Source organism: Actinomycetota bacterium (genome assembly GCA_014360645.1).
Lineage (GTDB): Bacteria > Actinomycetota > Geothermincolia > Geothermincolales > RBG-13-55-18 > Solincola_B.
This window is the reverse complement of sequence record JACIXD010000014.1, coordinates 1-17010: the sequence shown is the minus strand read 5'-3', so window position 1 is coordinate 17010 and position 17010 is coordinate 1. Positions and strand designations below refer to the sequence as shown.

The 17010-nt window shown below is 65.9% G+C and carries 11 protein-coding genes; 4 read left to right on the top strand and 7 right to left on the bottom strand.

Translation table 11 applies throughout. The features are described from left to right. Position 1: 1 nt before the first annotated feature. The 5 genes from H5T74_11940 to H5T74_11920 all read right to left on the bottom strand — a co-directional run bounded on the left by H5T74_11940 (position 2) and on the right by H5T74_11920 (position 6906). Complete coding sequence (locus H5T74_11940; protein MBC7231086.1) at positions 2–2050, bottom strand: DNA topoisomerase I; 2049 nt, start codon at positions 2048–2050, stop codon at positions 2–4. Between the two features lie 375 nt (positions 2051–2425). Continuing rightward, positions 2426–3406 carry an alcohol dehydrogenase catalytic domain-containing protein gene (locus H5T74_11935; GenBank protein MBC7231085.1) on the bottom strand — a complete coding sequence of 327 codons (981 nt, stop codon included), beginning with the start codon at positions 3404–3406 and terminating at the stop codon, positions 2426–2428. 65 nt (positions 3407–3471) lie between these two features. Continuing rightward, on the bottom strand, positions 3472–4362 hold the full coding sequence (gene lsrF / locus H5T74_11930; protein MBC7231084.1) for a 3-hydroxy-5-phosphonooxypentane-2,4-dione thiolase: 891 nt from the start codon (positions 4360–4362) through the stop codon (positions 3472–3474). A gap of 89 nt (positions 4363–4451) precedes the next feature. Further along, positions 4452–4664 (bottom strand): hypothetical protein, encoded by a 213-nt coding sequence (locus H5T74_11925; protein ID MBC7231083.1) that lies wholly within the window; start codon positions 4662–4664, stop codon positions 4452–4454. 133 nt (positions 4665–4797) lie between these two features. Then, positions 4798–6906, bottom strand: a complete 2109-nt coding sequence (locus H5T74_11920; protein MBC7231082.1) for a sodium-translocating pyrophosphatase — start codon at positions 6904–6906, stop codon at positions 4798–4800. Between the two features lie 230 nt (positions 6907–7136). On the opposite strand from H5T74_11920, the gene H5T74_11915 reads away from it, so the two are divergent. Further along, a complete protein-coding gene (locus H5T74_11915; GenBank protein ID MBC7231081.1) occupies positions 7137–7817 on the top strand; it encodes a metal-dependent transcriptional regulator in 681 nt (226 codons plus the stop codon). 291 nt (positions 7818–8108) lie between these two features. On the opposite strand, the gene H5T74_11910 is transcribed toward H5T74_11915, so the two are convergent. Together H5T74_11910 and H5T74_11905 are read right to left on the bottom strand one after the other, a co-directional pair. After that, on the bottom strand, positions 8109–9446 hold the full coding sequence (locus tag H5T74_11910) for an alpha/beta hydrolase (protein ID MBC7231080.1): 1338 nt from the start codon (positions 9444–9446) through the stop codon (positions 8109–8111). Positions 9447–10073: 627 nt separating this feature from the next. After that, a complete protein-coding gene (locus H5T74_11905; protein MBC7231079.1) occupies positions 10074–10718 on the bottom strand; it encodes a hypothetical protein in 645 nt (214 codons plus the stop codon). 575 nt (positions 10719–11293) lie between these two features. Here H5T74_11905 and H5T74_11900 point away from each other — a divergent pair. From H5T74_11900 to H5T74_11890, 3 genes are all read left to right on the top strand, one after another. Beyond that, positions 11294–12448: a pyridoxal phosphate-dependent aminotransferase gene (locus H5T74_11900; protein ID MBC7231078.1), complete on the top strand. Its 1155-nt coding sequence runs from the start codon at positions 11294–11296 to the stop codon at positions 12446–12448. Between the two features lie 386 nt (positions 12449–12834). Continuing rightward, positions 12835–15201: a S8 family serine peptidase gene (locus H5T74_11895; GenBank protein ID MBC7231077.1), complete on the top strand. Its 2367-nt coding sequence runs from the start codon at positions 12835–12837 to the stop codon at positions 15199–15201. 356 nt (positions 15202–15557) lie between these two features. Beyond that, a partial coding sequence (locus H5T74_11890; protein ID MBC7231076.1) for a hypothetical protein occupies positions 15558–17010 on the top strand: 1453 nt, incomplete at its 3' end.

Here is a 17010-nt window from a genome sequence, read left to right as displayed (position 1 = left end):
CCTATTTCCCCTCCGCCTCCTCGCCGCCCCTCGCCTCCTTCTTGCTGGGGCAGGAGGGGTCGAGGCAGAAGGTCCATGGCTTGCGCCCCTTGTTCACGGCGCGGACCTTGGGGGAGCCGCAATCCGGGCAGATCTCCCCCGTGGGCATGATGGTCCCCGTCTGGGGCAGGGGATAGGTGGTGGTGCAATCGGGATATCCGCTACAGCCCACGAACCTCTTCTTGCTCTTCTTGGCCTTCACTATGCGCAGATTGGACCCGCAGGAGGGACAGGTCCCCAGGATGCGGTCCTCCTTGATGCCGTTGCGGATCTCCGCCGCCACCTCGTCCCGGCTGTTCTCCAGGAGGTGCATCACGCCGGCCAGGATGTCGCGGGACTTGTCCACCACCTCCTGCTGGGTCTCCACCCCCTCGGCTATGGCGTCCATGTCCCGCTCCAGGGCGGCGGTCATCTCGGGCGAGGAGATGACCCCGGCGAATCTGCGCAAGGCCTCGGTGACCGCCACGCCCGTCTCGGTGGGGGTGATGGGGTCTCCGTAGATATAGCCCCTCTGGTAGAGGCTCTCGATGATGGAGTGGCGGGTGGACTTGGTGCCCAGGCCCAGTTCCTCCATCTTCTCGATGAGCTTGCCCTGGCTGTAGCGCGGCGGGGGCTGCGTCTCGCCCCGCTTCAGCTCCGGCGGCCCCTGGAGGGACAGGACCTCTCCCTCCTCCAGGTGGGGCAGCATCGCCTCCTTTTTGCGCCCGTAGGGATAGTAGCGGTACCACCCCTCGTCCACGGTGCGGCTGCCGCGGGCGAGGAAAGGCTCGGGTCCGCAGGCGAGGTCGGCGCGCACTGAACGCACCACCGCGTCTCCCGCCAGGGTGGCCATGAAGCGGCGCGCCACCAGCTCGTATATCTTCCACTCCTGGGGGGAGAGGTCGCTCCGCGCCGCGGCCGCGGTGGGATGGATGGGCGGATGGTCGGTGGTCTGCTTCCTGCCCCGCGTGGGCTTGAGGTCACCCCTCGCCAGGAGCGATCCCGCCAGCTCCCCGAACTCGGGGCTGCGCGCCAGCTCCCCCAGGATGCCCCGCAGGTCCAAGGAAGGGGGATAGACGGTGTTGTCCACGCGGGGGTAGCTGATGTAGCCGTTCATATAGAGGTTCTCGGCCACGCTCATGGCCTTGGCGGCGGAGAAGCCCAGGGATGCGGCGGCGGTGAGCAGCCCCGTGGTGTTGAAGGGGATGGGCGGCTTGACCTGCCTCTCGCTGGACTTGACCTCCATCACCTTGGCATTATCTTCCAGGCGAGAGAGGGCTTCCTCCGCCTCCTCCTGGCTCTGGAAGCGCTCGGCGGCGTGGGTGGCCTGGAAGATCTCCCCGTCCTTCAGGCAGGTGATCTTCAGCGTCCAGAAGGGAGTGGAAACGAACTCCCTGCGCTCCTTCTCGCGGTCCACGATGAGCGCCAGGGTGGGGCTCTGCACCCGGCCCACGGAGAGGAAATGCTTGCCAAGACGTGTGGAGGCGAGGCTGATGAAGCGGGTGAGGCTCGCCCCCCAGATGAGGTCGATGTCCTGGCGCGCCTCCCCCGCCGCGGCGAGGTCGTAGTAGGGGTCCTCCAGGCGCGCGAACACGCGCTTGATCTCCACGGGGGTGAGGGCGGAGAAGCGGGCCCGCCTCACCGGTATGTCCGGGCGTATCTCCCTGATCTTGTTGATGGCGTCCACCCCTATGAGCTCGCCCTCGCGGTCGAAGTCGGTGGCGATGATCACCTCGTCGGCTTTCCGGGCCTCGGCGAGCATGGCCTTGATGAGGGCCTTGTTGGTGGGGACCTTGACGATGTCGGCGTGGATGAGCTCGCGGGGTTCCACATCCTGCCACTGCTGGTACTGCTCCGGGAAGTCCACCTTTAGGATGTGTCCCTTGAGGCCCATGCAGTGCACCTCGTCGCCGTTCATCTCGAAGGAATACACGGGGTTGCGCGAACGGTCCAGGGCGCGCGCCTTGCCGTCCGAGAGGATGGACGATATGCGCCTGGCGGTGGTGTTCTTCTCCGTGATGATCAGTTTCAATGCCATGCCGTCCCCGCCTCCTGGCAAACATTCGGCAAATATCCGTAACACATTTAGCGGGGGCCGTCAAGGAAGAGCGGGTTCGGGTTGCCGCGTTCAGGCATGCATCGATCCAGGCCTCGCCCGTGGAAAGGGCACGCTTGCCCGCAGGAACCCGATACGGGGCCGCCGTCAGGAGCTTGGAGCCTGCAACACGAAAAACGGGCGATATAAGTGAATTGAGCGGTGCGGGGCACGGTGTACATCTGATGGTATTATATTCCAGCATAGATCATGGTGACGTCATTCCCATCAGGGGCGCACCGGCAGATCATGGGGCGCTTGCCTTTGCGAGACCGCGACCTCCCAGGGTTGAAGACTCTCCGGGAAAGATGCTCAGGAGGCGTGCGGGAGGAGCACCACCTTGATGGACTCCGCGGCCTCCGCCACCAGCCTGAATCCCTCCTGCGCCTCTTCCAGGGGGAGGCGGTGGGTGATCATCTCCTCCACCGGAACCCGGCGCGCCCTGATGAGCTCCATGGCCACCATGATGTCCCTGGGGCTCCCTCCGTAGGAGGGCACGATGGCGATGCCGTTGCGCCAGAAGTCGTTCACGGGCACCGGCAGGTCGACGCCGGGCCGGGTGGGCGCGAAGCAGAGCAGCCTGCCGCCCCGGTCGAGAGACTCCAGGGCCTGCCGGTAAGCGGAGAGTTCTCCGGCGCACACGATGGCCACGTCCACCGGCCTCCCGTCGTTGTGCTCCCGAATCCGCGCCGGCACGTCCTCTGAGGCGGGTACCGCCGCGTCCGCCCCGAAGCGTCTCGCCGCCTCCAGGCGGTAGGGGCTTATGTCGGTGGCGATTATCCGCCCCGCCCCCAGCGCCCCGGCCAGGGCGATGTGCAGCAGCCCCGAGATGCCGCTCCCCAGGACGGCCACGCTCTGGCCCGCCTCCAGCCCGGCGACCCTCTGGCCGCGCACCACGCAGGCCAGCGGCTCGATGAAGGTGCCCTGTTCGTAGGTCATGCCGTCTGGGAGGGGGAAGACGCCGCGGTCCACGTTGAGCTCCGGCACGCGCAGGTATTCGGCGAACCCACCGGGGAAGAAATTGGTGGTGTGCAGGGTCTCGCACGCGGTGTGGTTTCCGTTCAGGCAGTACCTGCAGGTGTTGCACGGTATGTGATGCGAGACGAATACCCGCTGTCCCACGCGGTAGCGGTCCACCTCTTCCCCGGTCTTCGCGATCTCCCCGGCGATCTCGTGCCCCAGGACCAGGGGGGCCTTCTTGATGCGGTACCATTCCATGACGTCGCTGCCGCAGATGCCGCTGGCCATGACCTTCACCAGCATCTCCCGCGGCCCGATCTCCGGCACCGGCATCTCCTCGATCCTGATGTCGCGGTTGTTGTGGTATACGGCTACGCGCAAGGTCCGGCCACCTCTCCTCAGCGCCCGCTCGCTTCCCGGTAGATGTCGGCCGCCTCCCGCGGCGTCGCCCCCTGATGGATCACCGCGTGCAGGGCCCTGGCCATGGCGGCGGGCGCAGGGTTCTGCCACACGTTCCTGCCCAGGTTCACGCCGATGGCGCCCTTCTGCATGCCGTCGTAGACGAACTCGAAGACCTCGAGCTCGCTCTCGCACTTCGGCCCGCCCGCCATCACCACCGGCACGGGACAGCCGTTGGTGACCTTCTCGAAGTCCTCGCACCAGTAGGTCTTCACCACCCGGGCTCCGAGCTCGGCCGCGATGCGGCAGCAGAGGCTCAGGTAGCGCGCGTCCCTCTTCTCGAGCTCCTTGCCCACCGCGGTCACCGCCATCACCGGGATGCCGTACCTCTCGCATTCGTTGACCAGGGCGCTGAGATTGCCCAGGGTCTGCTTTTCGTAGGGGGTGCCGACGAACACCGAGACCCCCACCGCGCACACGTTCAGCCTGACGATGTCGTCGATGGAGGTGGTGACGATCTCGTCCGCCAGGTCCGCGCCCACCACGCTGGTGCCCCCCGAGACGCGGAGGATGATGGGGATGTCGCTGTCTGGGTCTATGCAGCTCCGCAGCACCCCGCGGGTCACGAAGAGGGCGTCGCAGTACTCGAGCAGGTCGCAGACGGTCTCTCCCGGCCGCTCCAGGCAGCGCGTCGGCCCCTGGAAATAGCCGTGGTCTATGGGCATGAAGAAGCAGTGGCCGTCCTCCTGGATGAGGCGGGAGAGGCGGTTCCTCATGCCCCAGTCCATGTGCTCGCATCCCTTTATATGCTTGGCCCTTGCGGTCACGGCCGGTTCCGCTCCCATCTCGCGGACGTCCCGCGCCTCGAGTATCCCACCTGCGTCCGGCATCTCAAGACCTCCTCGCTGTGAAATGTCGGCGGCCGTGGTCCCGCCCGCGGCGGACCCATCCCCGCCTGACCTCCCTGCCCCCGAAAGGCCTATCCTTCGGGACGGACGATGATGTAGCCCCTGTCCATCAGCCAGTGATGGAAACGGTAAGCGGTGAACCTGCAGTCATCCCTGCAGACGAGCCTCTTCTCCTCGTAGCCCTCCGATCCTTCCTCGAGGGCATCCAGCTCCATCTGCACCGGGCAGCGCACGTCCCTGCAGAACTCCCTGCGCCGGTATGCGACATATCCTTCCAGAGACATCCGCTCCTCTCCCCTTACTTCCTGAACGAACGGTAGTATTATATCCCTCCCGACCCCGGGGCACACAACGCCCCGCCCGCGCGGAAGGGGGCCGGGCTGGGCCCGGCCCCCCTGCTCGCCTGCATATCCGTATCTACCTGATGAACAGCGGAGCGAAGACCAACGCGATGACCGACATCACCTTGATCATGATGTTCATGCAGGGGCCCGCGGTGTCCTTGAAGGGATCGCCCACGGTGTCGCCCACCACCGCGGCGGCGTGCGTCGGGGTGCCCTTCCCGCCCAGGTTGCCGGCCTCGATGTACTTCTTGGCGTTGTCCCAGGCACCGCCGGCGTTGGCCATGAAGATGGCGATGAGGAATCCCACCACCAGGGCGCCCGCCAGGTATCCCGCCAGAGCCTGGTTGTCCCAGAGCCCGATGACCACCGGGCTGACCACGGCGATGGTCGCCGGAGGGATCATGCGCTTGAGGGCCGCCTTGGTGGAGATGTCCACGCACCTGGCGTATTCCGCCCTGGCGCCCTCCTTGCCTTCCTTCAAGCCCGGTATTTCCCTGAACTGCCTGCGCACTTCCTCGATCATGTTGTAGGCCGCCCTTCCCACGGCCTTGATGGCCATGGAGGAGAAGAGGAAGGGGAACATGCCCCCGAGGAAGAGGCCCACCACCGTCTGCCAGCGACCGAGGTCGATGATCTCTATGCCCACGGCGGTGGTGTAGGCCTTGAAGAGGGCCAGGGCGGTGACCCCCGCCGAGGCGATGGCGAAGCCCTTGGCGATGGCGGCGGTGGTGTTGCCCAGGGAATCCAGGCTGTCGGTTATCTCCCGTACCTCGGGTGGACGTCCGCTCATCTCCGAGATGCCGCCGGCGTTGTCGGCTATGGGCCCGTAGGCGTCCACGGAGACGGTCATGCCGGTGGTGGAGAGCATGCCTATGGCCGCCAGGGCGATGCCGTAGATGCCGCTGTTGGCCACGTCGGGCATGGCCCAGTTGCCGGCCAGGTAGGCGCCGGCGATGGCTCCCACCAGAAGGATGATGGCGCCGGCGGTGCTCTCCATGCCCTCGGAGAATCCGGAGAGGATGGTGGTGGCGGGCCCGGTCTGCGAGGACTGCGCGATCTCCTTCACCGGCTTGTACTTGTCCGAGGTATAGTACTCGGAGACCCAGCCTATGGCGAGGCCCGCCGCCAGACCGCACACGATGGAGATCCAGAACCCGATGGGATGCTTGACGGCGTCGACGTCCTTCAACCAGAAGAGGACGACGAACAGCGTGCCGATGGTGGTCAGCAGCGCGGCGGAATAGCTCCCGGCATTCAGGGCGCGTGAGAGGTGGCTGCCCTCCCTGGTGCGCACCAAGAAGGTGGCGATCACCGAGGCCAGGATGCCCACCCCGGCGATGAGCATGGGCAGGAGCATTCCCTTGGTGATGCCGTCGGCGCCGGAGATGGCGAAGACGGTGGCCGCCATGGCGATGGGAGCCACGATGGAGCCCACGTACGATTCGTATAGGTCGGCTCCCATGCCCGCCACGTCGCCCACGTTGTCTCCCACGTTGTCGGCGATGACCGCGGGGTTGCGGGGATCGTCCTCGGGTATGCCCGCCTCCACCTTGCCCACCAGGTCGGCTCCCACATCCGCAGCCTTGGTATAGATCCCGCCTCCCACGCGGGCGAAGAGGGCCACCGAGCTCGCCCCTAGACTGAAGCCGGCGATGATGGAGGCCTGCCCCGCCGGATCCGTGACCACCTGCCACCACTTGACGAACACGAGATAGACGATGGACAGGCCCAAAAGCCCCAGGCCGGCCACGGTGAGGCCCATGACCGCCCCGCCGCGGAAGGCGATCACCAGCGCGTCCTTCACCCCGCGCTCCGCACCGTGGGTGGTGCGAACGTTGGCCTTGGTGGCGATGTTCATCCCCACGAAACCGGCGGTCATGGAGAGTGCGGCGCCGAACACGTAGGCGATGGCGGTATAGATGCCGGTGTAGGTGCTCTCGCCGCCGCCCGCGGGCTTGTACCAGATGAAGATGGCGATAAGGGCGAAGACGATGACCACGAAGACGCCCAGCACCTGGTACTCGCGACGGATGAAGGCCATGGCCCCTTCCCGGATGGCCGCGGCTATGGACTTCATCTTCTCGTCGCCGGGGTCTTCCTTCACCACCATCCTGGCGTACAGGAAGGCCATGACCAGGCCGACCAGGGCCAGGCCGCCGGTAGCTAGAGCCCAGTACTCCATATCTCACTCCTTCCCATGCGTCCTCCTTGCGTTACGGTATGGCTGCTCCGTCTATCTGAAAGGCGGTCGCCGGTACCCCGGCAACGCAGAACCGCCGAATATCCCTTTCCCCCGACCTCCCGATCACCGTGAATGCCGGCCCGTTTTTCACTCCATGGCGGCTTGAAAATTCGGGACGCCGAAATTATAATTTGGAAAACCTAAAACATCAAGGGTCTGTCGGAGGCGGGATGAGAACGGGCAGAGGCCAGCCGGGCAAGGATTCCTTCAGTGAATACCTCAAGCACATCTTTCGCCTGGAGAATGTTTCCAGTCCTGTCTCCACCTCGGCCCTCGCCGAGGCCATGAACGTCGCCCCCTCCACGGTCACCGACACCCTCAAGCGCCTGGCCGAGAAGGGCCTCATCAATTACGTGCCCTACCACGGCATAACCCTGACCCCCGAGGGCCAAAAGGCCTCGGTAAAGGCCATCCGCCGGCACCGCATCGTGGAGAGGTTTCTCACCGACATGCTCGGCTTCGAGTGGCACGAGGCCCACGAGGAAGCGCTCCTCTTCGAGAACAACATCTCCGAGGAGGTGGAGCGGCGGCTCTTCGTGGCCCTCAACCGCCCCAAGGTCTGCCCCCACGGCTACCCCATCCCCTCCAAGCCCGAGGACGTGAGGGTCGAGGACACCACCCTCTATTCCCTGGAGCCCGGCGAGAGGGCGGAGGTGATAAGCGTCAGGGACGACGAGCCGGAGCTGCTGCAGTTCATGGCCTCCCTGGGGATCAAGCCCGGGGTGAAGATAAAGGTGGAGGCCAAAGACCCCTTCAAAGGCCCCCTGCAGGCCCTGGTGGGCAAGAGCCGCCGCACCGTGGGCTGGCACCTCGCCAACTCCATCTACGTGAAAAAGCTGGGGGGCGGCTGATTCGTTCCCGCGCCGCCCCCGCGGACCCCGGCGGGGGAAAGCCGCCGCACGAGGGCGGCGGCCCTCATCCTTCGCAGGCCTCCGGGGGGCGGGTGTCGTTCTACCGTCCCGGCTCTAGCCCGCCGGATAAGAATAAGCCCCGGGAGGAGTTGGGCCCCGGAAGGAGCCGGGCCCGCGTTGCTTCCGTAGCTTTCCGGTCATCCTGCAGGCCCCGCTCCTTCCTCTTTTTCCGGTAACCCTCCGTAAAGACGTGCCTTTCTCATGCCCGCACTCGGGTCATATCTCCTCGTCCTAGAGACCTTTCAACCAATCACCGATCCTTGGGAAGAGCTCGGTGGGCGCGTTGAGGCCGATCACCAGGTCCACGTGGGCGGTGTCGGGGACCTCATAAAACGCGTCCTTCCCGTTCCTGCCCTTCGCCTCATAAAAACCCCTGACGTCCCCCGGCCTGGTGATATCGTCCGTGGAATCCGCGATCACCAGGGAGGGAAGGCTTATCTTCCTCAGGTTCGCCGGGTCGGAGTAGTAATAATAGCCGTCCCAGGCATGGGGCGCGGTGGGAAAGACGCGGAAGGAGTTGAAGAGCCCGTTGCGGTAATCCTCCCTCAACCTGCCGATCTCAATGGCGTCCGCGAACTGCGCCACCACGCGCGTGCTCACCCCGTCAAGGCCGTGCTGGAAGAAATAGCGCGATACGCCGCTGTCCATGTTCTCCGGGTTGATGAGCAGCAGGAGGTTGAGCAGCCCCATGTCCGGATAACCGATCATCCCCCACAGGCCGCGCAGCAGGGACTCCAGGCCCATGAGGGGGTCGGCCGCGAGACCTCCCAGGTTGGCGGTCAGCGGGCGGAGGTCCAGATAGATGGGCAAGGCCAGCGCTCCGTACAGAAGCGGCCTCAGCAGACCCGGTATGCAGCCTCCCGGGACCACGGGCCCGTCCAGGTCCACCAGCCCCTTCAAGGTCTGCCTGCCCTCCTTGATGCCGTTGCGCTCCCTTGCGAGCTCGGCATCGGATACCACGTTGGGGTTGAGGCCCCAACCGAAACGAGCGCCCTGCAGGTACATGTAGGCCATGGTGGAGCCCATACTGTGCCCGATCCAAACCGGGTGTTTTCCAGTGACCTCATACACCTTCTCTATCACCGCGGGCATGTCGAAGACGGCGAGCTCGTCTATGGCATACCCGGCCGCCCCTCCGCTCCTCACGGGGTCCCTGCCTTCGCCCCTGTAGTTGGCCAGCCACACGTCGTAACCCTGCGACCACAGGTAATAGGCCAGGCTGTAGTATTTCATGGGGTCGGTCTGGAGGTAACGGTCTCCCTGCGCCCAGGGGGCGAGCTCCTCGGGAAGCGCGGTGCCGTAAGGGCCCCCCTCCGGTACGTGCACGTCGAAGAAATTATGGTTGCAGAGTATGCCCGGCATGAGGATGAGCGGCTGAGCCCCGGCGTTATGCCCGTCCTGGGATCCCGGGCGGTAGCGCTTGAGGACCAGGTCCACTCCGTCCTGAGTGCGCGCGGTGTAGAGATCCTGCGGCTGCGGCTCGGCGGCGAAGGCCGCCGGCGCCCAGGTCGCGAGGACGAGCAGGAGCGCGACCAGCAGCGTGAGAAACGGGTGTCTGCATCTTCTCATCGTATCTCCCCCTTCCGACGTCTTGTCTGTCCGTTACGGACAGCCCCCCACAAGAGAATGCTTACTCGCATCTCGCCAGCAGATCCCCCCAGCGGAGATTGGGGTCTTGATATCGGCAATCGCTTTCTCTCCGGTACCGACTCCCTTCGTCACCCCCGCGGTTCGTCGACTAACACGACTTCGTAGACCAGGCCTGGTTGGGAATAATTCCCTTTTTTTCGTCACCCCCGCGGTCCGTCGAGTACCGGGACCCGACACTCCCTTTTTAGAGGGGCGATCAGAACGTGCTCTCCATCCCCCGCGGTTCACCGACCGCCATGGCCGGGAGCGCCCCGATACAGCCATGTTTACTCATTGGTATGTTACTAAAAAGTATATATATTTGTAAATCGTCAACGCCCTCTACGCCGACCCGCCGAGCGGATCTTTCCTCGCGGACGGCGAGGCGAGGGAGGGGCAGCGCTGCAAGCCAAGAACAAATCCCGTTCTCGGGGCGGTATGACGAGGCACATATACCGGACGACGCCGTCCAGGTCTTTATGGTGGTGGTCTATCTCGCTGCGTCGCTGAGCGATTAGGCGTAAGGAGCCCCGGCGGAACGGGATAACGCCGATCCGGCCTCATTTTTCAGCCCTCACCGGCGACCCGGGTGATGTTATCCTCGAGCCGGGCGATGGCCTCCTTCAGCTTGCTCTGCCTCAAAGCGGTGGTGAGGTCGCCGCGCGTTCGCTCCATTATCGACCTGGCCATATCCGTGGTGCGGCGCAGCCCGCCGGTGATGGCGTCGGGGTAGTCGAAGGAGACCAGGAGGTAGTAGATGTCGTCCATGTAGGACAGCAGCTCGTCGCCCCTCTCCAGGTGCCCCTCGCGGATGAGGTCCAGGATGGAGCGGCGCAACTCGCCCACCGCCTCCCCCAGGCCGTTGAGGTAGGCCGGGTATTCCACGCCCAACTCCTCGGGCCCGGGCAGGGGTTCTCCCATGATCAGGGCATAGGTGGCGCGCGCCTCCGCGTATTCCTTCTGGGCATCGTGCACGAAACCCGCGGTGTAGACCTCGGGGTGGTCGCGGGTCATGTGGGTGATGCCTGCCGAAAGCTCCTCCGCCTGAGCGATGAGGTCCAGGACCTGCTCCCTCTCCCCGCGGTGCACGGAGCGGATGATGTAGCTCGAGGTCTGTACCAAGGAGCGGCAGGCCTTGAGCACCTCCTCCCTGGTGGCGTTCTTGGCATCGAAATCGGCCTTGATGCGGCTGCGCAGCGCTTCCCAGTCCATGGCATCTCCTTCCAGGCCCGCCGCGGGCGGTACGCCTTCATCTCCTCCGCGATAATCATATCCCCTTGAGGGCTCCAAGGCCATCGCCGGCCTCGCGGTCCGTCCTCCGCCGCTCGGCTTCCTCTCGCTCCCCAGCGCCGCATGCCGTGCCGCCGGCCGCCGAGACGCCCCCGCCCCGGGATCGGCTTTTCTCTCGCGCACTCCCCTTCTTCGGCAGCGCATCCGAGACGTGCGAGTCCTCCTGCAAGCCTGGGATCGGTTTTCCGCTCGCGCCCTCCCCTTCTTTTCCGACCCTTTCCCGCCCCTTTCATCTTCCCCGTCCCGATCTGCCCTTTCGCGTCCCGGAAGGGAATCCTCTTTCTTTTTCCTTTATATCTCCTTTTTTGCCTCTCTCTTTATCCGTTTCTTGCCTTACCTCTCATTTTCACGTCTCCTGCCTCTCCTTTCCCGCCCATCCTCCCCCCGGATCCCGCATAATCCCCTATAATAGTCTCTACCCGTCGGCGGGAGGCAGGTGCGCATCGCCGTCACGCCCGGGGCTGTGGCCGGACTGCGGGGCCGCGAGGAGGTCGATCATGCCGGCAAGGCGAGGAGAGCGCATACCGCCCTTCATCGTCATGGAGGTGCTGGAGAAGGCCATCCAGATGGGGCGGGAGGGCCACGACATCATCCACATGGAGGTGGGCGAGCCCGACTTCGACACGCCGCGCTGCGTGAAGGAGGCGGCGTGGCGTGCCATGCTGGAGGGAGAGACCCATTACACCCACAGCCTGGGCCTGCACGAGCTGCGGGAGGCCATCTCCGCCCACTACCGGGAAAAGTACGCCGTGGAGGTGGATCCCGAGCGCATCATCGTCACCAGCGGCAGCTCCCCAGCCATGCTGCTGCTCTTCGCCGCCCTCCTGGACCCGGGAGACGAGGTCATCCTCTCCAACCCCTGTTATGCCTGCTACCCCAACATCGTGGAGTTCGTGGACGGGGTCCCGGTGGAGGTGCCGGTCTTCGAGGAGGAGGGATTCCAGTACCGCCCGCGTGACATCGAGGGGCGCCTGTGCGAGCGCACCCGAGCGGTGATCATCAACTCCCCCTCCAACCCCACGGGGAATCTGCTGGAACCCGAGGTGATGGAGGAGATCGCCGCGCTGTCCGGCCGGGGGCTCTACGTGGTCAGCGACGAGATCTACCACGGCCTGGTCTACGAGCGCAGGGAACATTCCGTCCTCGAGTTCACCGACCGCGCCTTCGTCATCAACGGCTTCTCCAAGCTCTACGCCATGACGGGGTGGAGGCTCGGATATCTCATCGCGCCAGAGGAGTACGTGCGCCCCATACAGAAGATGCAGCAGAACCTGTTCATCTCCGCCAACGCCTTCGTGCAGAGGGGAGGTATCGCCGCCCTCACCGAGGCGGGGGAGGAGGTGGCGGCCATGGTGCGCACCTACGACGAGCGGCGCCGCTTCCTCCTTCCCAGGCTGAGGGAGCTGGGCTTCGGGGTGGCGGTTGAGCCCCACGGCGCTTTCTACATCCTCGCCAACGCCCGGGCCTTCACCGACGATTCCTACTCCTTCGCCCTAGAGCTGCTGGAGAAGGCGCACGTGGCGGTTACCCCGGGCATCGACTTCGGCAGCGGCGCGGAGGGGTTCATCCGCTTCAGCTACGCCAACCGCCTGGAGAACCTGGCGGAGGGAGTGCGCCGGCTGGGGGAATACCTCGAAGGACGCCGAAGCTGACCGCCTGGGTCGCGCAGGCCCGCGGGACCGGTATGGGGAACGCCAGGGCGGACGGCGGCGACGGAGCGGGAACGATCATGGAGAGCGCCTGCGCTGTATATGGGGGTAGGCGGGGAACGTCATGGGGAAGAGTATGCGTCGAAGAGGGAGACTCGAGTGATTGTCGCCGCTTTCGTATAATCTTGGCTGTACGCCGGGACATACGGGAACACAGAATGGACCTCGGGACCGGAGCACGGAACGGGAGCGTAGCGTCGGATGACCCGCCGCAAAGGTCGCGGCCCGCGGCGCACCATGGTTCGGCCTGAGGGCCCGGCGCGGGAGTTGAACGGGACAGAGGCACTGGGGCTCCACGGACAAGGCGCGCAGACGGAGGCAGGGGCTCCATGGCGATGGGGGTGATCGCTGCGATGTTGCGTTTCATCGGGGATCGTCTAGGCGCTTCGCGCGCCGCCGGCTTTCAACGGCGCGCCCTTACGGAGAATCCCGCGCGCCGGTGGCCTCTCCTGGCCGCCCTCTCTGCTCTCCTCCTCGCGCTCGCCGCCTCCCTCGTCGCCGCGCCCGCTCCCGCGGCGGCTTCCACGCCCGGAGGCGAGGGCGTTCGGGTCGAGGGAGAGGTCATCCTGCGCCCGCGGACGGGAAAGCTGGCGGAGGCGGCCCGGGAGGCCCTGTCCCGCGGGCTGCGCTTCGTGAGGGGGCTGCCGGGGGGCATGCTGCTCATGCGCGCGCCCAGGGAGACGGACCTCACGGTACTGGAAGCCCTTCCCAGCATCGACTGGGCGGAGCCCGACCTGCCGTTTCGCGCCGCCGAGAGCCCCAACGATCCCGATTACCCCCTGCAGTGGAACCTGCAGAAGATAAAAATGCCCGGGGCTTGGGACATCGCCGCCGGAGGTGACCCGTCGGTGGTGGTGGCGGTGGTCGATTCAGGGGTGGCCTACCGCGATTCCGGCACCTTCCGCCGTGCCCCCGATTTTGCCGCCACCTCCTTCGTGCCCGGATACGATTTCGTCGCCAACGACGCCTACCCGGACGACGAATACGGACACGGCACCCACGTGGCCGCGATCATAGCATCCGCGTACAACAACGCGTTCCGCGCGGCGGGCATGGCCTATTCCTGCTCCATCATGCCGGTGCGGGTGCTGGGCGCCGCGGGGTCGGGCACCGCCTCCGCCGTGGCCTCCGGGATCTACTACGCGGCGGACAACGGCGCCAGCGTCATCAACCTGAGCGTCGCGTCCCCACGCCACAGCAAGGCCGTGAGCGAAGCGGTGAGGTATGCCTGGGAGAGGGGCGTCCTCTGCGTGGCGGCCTCCGGCAACGAGGGCTCGGACCCCGGATACCCCGGCGGCATGGACTGTCCGGCCGACGAGGGGCAGTACGTCATCGCCGTGGGGGCGACGGACTGCCGCGACCTGCGCGCCCATTACTCCAACTACGGCGAGGGGCTGGACCTGGTGGCGCCGGGCGGGGACCTCACGCGTGACGACAACGGCGACGGCCACGGAGACGGCATACCACAGGAAGCGTACCGCATAGCCGGGAACCACCAGTCCGGTTTCGCGCTGGTATGGGGAGAGGGCACCAGCATGGCGTCGGCGCAGGTGAGCGCCGCCGCAGCCCTGCTCCTCTCCCTCGATCCCAAGCTCACGCCGGGTGAGGTCACCCACCTCCTCACCTCCTCCGCCTCGGATCTGGGGGAACCCGGGTGGGACGAATATTACGGGCACGGACTGCTGGACGTGGAGGCGGCGCTGGCCTCCCTGGGGGTCAACACCTGGTATTTCGCCGAGGGCACCACCCGCGAAGGCTTCGAGGAATGGCTGTGCGTACTCAACGCCGGGGAGGAGGTAGCGCCGGTTGAGTTCACCTTCCTCATGCCCGGGGGTGAGACCCGGTCCGTCACCTACGACATCCCCGCCGCCAGCAGGTTCTCCCTCAACGTGAACTCCCAGGTGGATCCGGAGAAGGACGTGGCGGCGACGGCGTCAAGCCCGCAGCCCATCGTGGCGGAGCGGGCTATGTATTACAGCTACAAGGGAAGCATGGAGGGCGGGTCGGCGACCCTGGGAGCCCGCCATCCCGGCACCACCTGGTACTTCGCCGAGGGCACCACCCGCGCCGGTTTCGAGGAGTGGCTCACCCTGGCCAACCCCGGGGACGAGGACGCCCTGGTCACCGTGGAGTACATGCTGGGGGCGGGGCAGGGGGACAACGTGGTGGAGGAATGGCTGGTGCCGGCGCGCTCCCGGGTCACCGTCAACGTCAACCTCGCGGTGGGCCCCGACAAGGACGTCTCCATGCGCGTGGTTTCCGACCGCGCGGTGGTGGCCGAAAGGCCCATGTATTTCAGCTTCCGCGGCGCCATACCCGGCGGCCATAACGTCATGGGCGCCCCCAGCCCCGGCACCACCTGGTACTTCGCCGAGGGCACCACCCGCGCCGGTTTCGAGGAGTGGCTCACCCTGGCCAACCCCGGGGACGAGGACGCCCTGGTCACCGTGGAGTACATGCTGGGGGCGGGGCAGGGGGACAACGTGGTGGAGGAATGGCTGGTGCCGGCGCGCTCCCGGGTCACCGTCAACGTCAACCTCGCGGTGGGCCCCGACAAGGACGTCTCCATGCGCGTGGTTTCCGACCGCGCGGTGGTGGCCGAAAGGCCCATGTATTTCAGCTTCGGACCCAAGGGCTGGAAGGGGGGAAGCTGCGGGATGGGATACGACCCCGTGGAGGGGGGTGGAGCGAGATGAGAAGGCGTGCCGATCTATTGCCGCGCGGTGGTGGCCGAGAGGCCCCTGTATTTCAGCTTCGGACCCAAGGGCTGGAAGGGGGGAAGCTGCGGGATGGGATACGACCCCGTGGAGGGGGGTGGAGCGAGATGAGAAGGCGTGCCGATCTATTGCCGCGCGGTGGTGGCCGAAAGGCCCATGTATTTCAGCTTCGGACCCAAGGGCTGGAAGGGGGGAAGCTGCGGGATGGGATACGACCCCGTGGAGGGGGGTGGAGCAGGATAAGGGGACATGCCGCTTTTCCGCCGTGCGTCGCTAGGCCGCTCGCCTTCGCCGGCGCGCTGCTGCTCCTCGTTCCGTTATTGTCCATGTTTGCCGTGGACCGCGCCCATGCCGAGCCCGTCGAGGGCCGCATAATCGTCGAGCTTCAGGGCAAGTCCTCATCCATCTCCCATGCAGGGCGAGATATCAAGGGCACGGACAACCTGAGCAAGCAACCGTACAAGTTTCAGGGAGAACGCTACGGCACGGATTTCCACTACGCCCTGAGCGGCCTCTCGCGCACCTCGTACAACATCGAGTTCAGCTTCTTCGAGCCCGTCTACGGTCCGGGGCAGCGCGTCTTCAGCGTTTACGCCAACGGCTCCGCCACTCCCCTGACCGGCCTGAACAACCTGGACATCGCCTCCAAGGTGGGGCTGAACACCGCCTACCAGGTGACGGTGCAGAACGTCTCCGCCCCGGGCGGCACCCTGGACCTGCGCTTCAGGGCCTCCAAGAAAGAGGCCACCATCTGCAACATCAGGCTCATCGCGGCGGGGAAAACGGCCGCGGAGATAAACGTGATGGAGTCCCGCAACTGGTCCGCCAGGCCGCTGCGCTTCGTCAACGGCGCGGGGCAGGACCTGCACGAGGTCGTCCTCGGTCGCTTCGGGTCCCGCTTCATGGTCAACCCTGTGCCCCAGCTCCTGGCCTGGCGCCAGTCGCCCCTGGGGACCTGGACGGAGGACCTCTCGGAGCTGGTGCTGGCCTTCCGCGACTCCCAGGGAGATATCCGGTGCCTCCCCTTCACCGACCGCTACCCGGTCTTCTCGGTCATCGACCAGGAGCTCACCCTCACCGGGGTCTCCTATACCTGCCGGGATCCCGGGCTGCCCTTCCGTGCCACGGTCACCGTCAGGGCTCCCTTCTACCCGGGCGAGGCGAAGCTCTCCGGCGCGCCCTTCTTCTACCTAGACGTGGAGGTGAGCAACCCCTCGGGAAACACAGTGCCGGCGGAGTTCATGCTCGTACGCCCGCACAAGGACGCGAACACCGGGGCGGATGCCCCCGTACAGCTCACGGGATCCATCACCTCCGGGTACAAGTTCAAGACCAACTATACCTATAGCGAGGAGAGCCGGGTGCTGCCGCCTCCCGCGGGGACCAGCGAAGGATATTACACCCTCTGGGAGGGCGTCGCCTGGGACGACGCCTCCGGCATGACGCCGCACTACACCGACATCAACGATACGGGGTGGATCTGGACCTCCCCCGCGGGATATCCACCACCCTACAGCCACCAGGTCTACACCTTCATTCCCCGGGGATATTCGGGGGTGGAATGGACGACGAACCTTCCCCCCTCCGGAAGAGCGCGTCGTACCTTCGTCCTCGCGGGACACACCGACTCCGGCGTGCTCAACGTGCGGGGAGACAACACCTACCGCTTCCTCTACAACAACCCCGCCGGCCCCAACCTCGCCTCCGTGGACGCGGTGGTGGACTACGCCCTGGGGGAGCGGACGTCCATCCTGGAAAAGAGCGACTTCTTCGACGGCATCCTCTCCG

Bases quoted from the DNA above. Each gene is read 5' to 3' on its own strand.
- H5T74_11920 (MBC7231082.1), bottom strand. From the start codon at position 6,906: ATGGAGTACTGGGCTCTAGCTACCGGCGGCCTGGCCCTGGTCGGCCTG.
- H5T74_11900 (MBC7231078.1), top strand. From the start codon at position 11,294: ATGCCGGCAAGGCGAGGAGAGCGCATACCGCCCTTCATCGTCATGGAG.
- H5T74_11925 (MBC7231083.1), bottom strand. From the start codon at position 4,664: ATGTCTCTGGAAGGATATGTCGCATACCGGCGCAGGGAGTTCTGCAGG.
- H5T74_11895 (MBC7231077.1), top strand. From the start codon at position 12,835: ATGGCGATGGGGGTGATCGCTGCGATGTTGCGTTTCATCGGGGATCGT.
- H5T74_11935 (MBC7231085.1), bottom strand. From the start codon at position 3,406: ATGCCGGTGCCGGAGATCGGGCCGCGGGAGATGCTGGTGAAGGTCATG.
- H5T74_11910 (MBC7231080.1), bottom strand. From the start codon at position 9,446: ATGAGAAGATGCAGACACCCGTTTCTCACGCTGCTGGTCGCGCTCCTG.
- H5T74_11915 (MBC7231081.1), top strand. From the start codon at position 7,137: ATGAGAACGGGCAGAGGCCAGCCGGGCAAGGATTCCTTCAGTGAATAC.
- lsrF (MBC7231084.1), bottom strand. From the start codon at position 4,362: ATGCCGGACGCAGGTGGGATACTCGAGGCGCGGGACGTCCGCGAGATG.
- H5T74_11905 (MBC7231079.1), bottom strand. From the start codon at position 10,718: ATGGACTGGGAAGCGCTGCGCAGCCGCATCAAGGCCGATTTCGATGCC.